Source organism: Aphanothece hegewaldii CCALA 016 (assembly GCF_003007785.1).
GTDB lineage: Bacteria > Cyanobacteriota > Cyanobacteriia > Cyanobacteriales > Microcystaceae > Chroococcus > Chroococcus hegewaldii.
In genome coordinates, this window is the sequence record NZ_PXOH01000099.1 from 1 (window position 1) to 1778 (window position 1778).

A 1778-nucleotide genomic window follows, 5' to 3' on the forward strand; every position below is an offset into this window, starting at 1 on the left:
ATTTAACTTGTTCGCCGCAAGAAGTCCCACGCTATACGTTAGTTAGCGATGGGATGAATTGCGGACAAAGATTACGTTTCTGATGGCGAGTTTTGTGATTCGACATATTGTTTTAGTTTTTCTACTGTAATACCTCCGCAACTAGCAATAAAATAAGAACTTGTCCACAAAACCGAATCATATCCTAAAAATGTCTTGAGATACTCTGCATGATTTTTATTAACAAGTCTACTTGTGACGGTTTTCAGGTTGTTGACAAATTTAGATAATTGCATCTGGGGATAATAACCAAACAAGATGTGTAGATGGTCTGACTCACCATTAACTTCAATAATTTCTACTCCCCATTTTGAAGCTAGATTGTTGACAATGCTGATGAGGTCTTCTAGTATTTGCTCATTGATAACTCTTCTTCGATATTTAGTAACTAACACTAAATGAGCTTTGAGGTCTGAGACTGACCTAGAGGTGGACTTATAATACAATTTTTTGATTAGTGCTGAATGTGTTATAGTATGTCTATGATTATAACTTACTGCTACAAACTGCGCCCAAACAAAAACCAAGTGGCCAAGATGCAAACTTGGTTAGAGTTGCTTAGACGACACTACAATTATTGTCTAGGGCAAAGATTTGGTTGGTGGGAGCATAATCGTTGTGATGTTAATGCTTGTCCCCTGACCTGTAGTATTACGCCTTTAGCTGACCGTCCTAATTACTACAGTCAACAAAATCAATTACCAAATACAAAAACTCTTTTTCCTGAATACAAAAACATTCATTCTCAAGTTTTACAAAATTGCGTGAAGCGAGTTGAATTGGCATTTTCTAGATTTGTTAATCCAGATGCAACAGGGAGAAGATTTGGGAAACCTAGATTCAAAGGTAAAGGTCGATATCGTTCTTTTACCTTTAGTCAGATGAAGAATGACTGCATTGACGGCAATAAAATTAAACTTCCAAAAATAGGAGAGGTAAAGTTTATTTATCATCGGCAAATTCCTACTGCTTTTGTTATAAAAACGGCTACTATTAGTCTCAAAGCAGATGGATGGTATATTGCTTTAGTGTTGGAAGATAAGTCGGTTCCTGTTTTTACCCCAGATGAGTCACCAAACCAAGAAAACACACTAGGTATTGATTTAGGATTGATTGATTTTTTAGTAGACGATAGGAGTGATAATGAGCCAATTCCTCAATATTATAGGAAGTCACAAGACAAATTAGCTAAACTCCAGAAGAAGTTATCTTCTAAGAAAAAGGGAAGTAAACGCAGAGCCAAAGCAGTACAAAAAGTCGCTAAACATCACAAAAAAGTAGGTGATAAAAGAAAACATTTTCATCATCAGGTGGCTAATAAATTAGTAAATAAAGCTAAGTTTATTGGTTGTGAGGATTTGAATATAAAAGGTTTAGCTAAGTCTAGATTGGCTAAATCAGTAAACGATGCTGGTTGGGGAAGCTTTATATCAATACTAAAACTCAAAGCTGCAAATGCTGGTGGTTTAGTAATTGAAGTAGACCCAAGGGGAACATCCCAAGAATGTTCTAGTTGTGAAGCTAACGTAGCGAAAACTTTAGCTGATCGATGGCATTCCTGCCCTAATTGTGGGCTAGAATTACAACGAGATCACAACTCAGCAATTATTATCAAGAAAAGAACACTCGCGGTGGGACATCCCGTGATAGGTAAAAAACCTAATGCTCAGTCAAGGGAAACTGAGAAGCCCCCTCTATACCCTGAGCTTGTCGAAGGGTTAGAGTGGGGAGTATGTCAC

At 37.1% G+C, this 1778-nt stretch carries 2 protein-coding genes; one reads left to right on the forward strand and one right to left on the reverse strand.

The features are described 5' to 3' along the window. Positions 1 to 71: 71 nt before the first annotated feature. The gene (gene tnpA, locus C7H19_RS25110; RefSeq protein WP_106459622.1) at positions 72 to 485 is read right to left on the reverse strand and encodes an IS200/IS605 family transposase; all 414 of its coding nucleotides are present in this window, start codon (positions 483 to 485) and stop codon (positions 72 to 74) included. Between the two features lie 36 nt (positions 486 to 521). Between tnpA and C7H19_RS25115 the strand changes: the two genes are divergently transcribed. After that, positions 522 to 1778: RNA-guided endonuclease InsQ/TnpB family protein (locus tag C7H19_RS25115; protein ID WP_281261740.1), on the forward strand; the 1257-nt coding region annotated here is incomplete at its 3' end.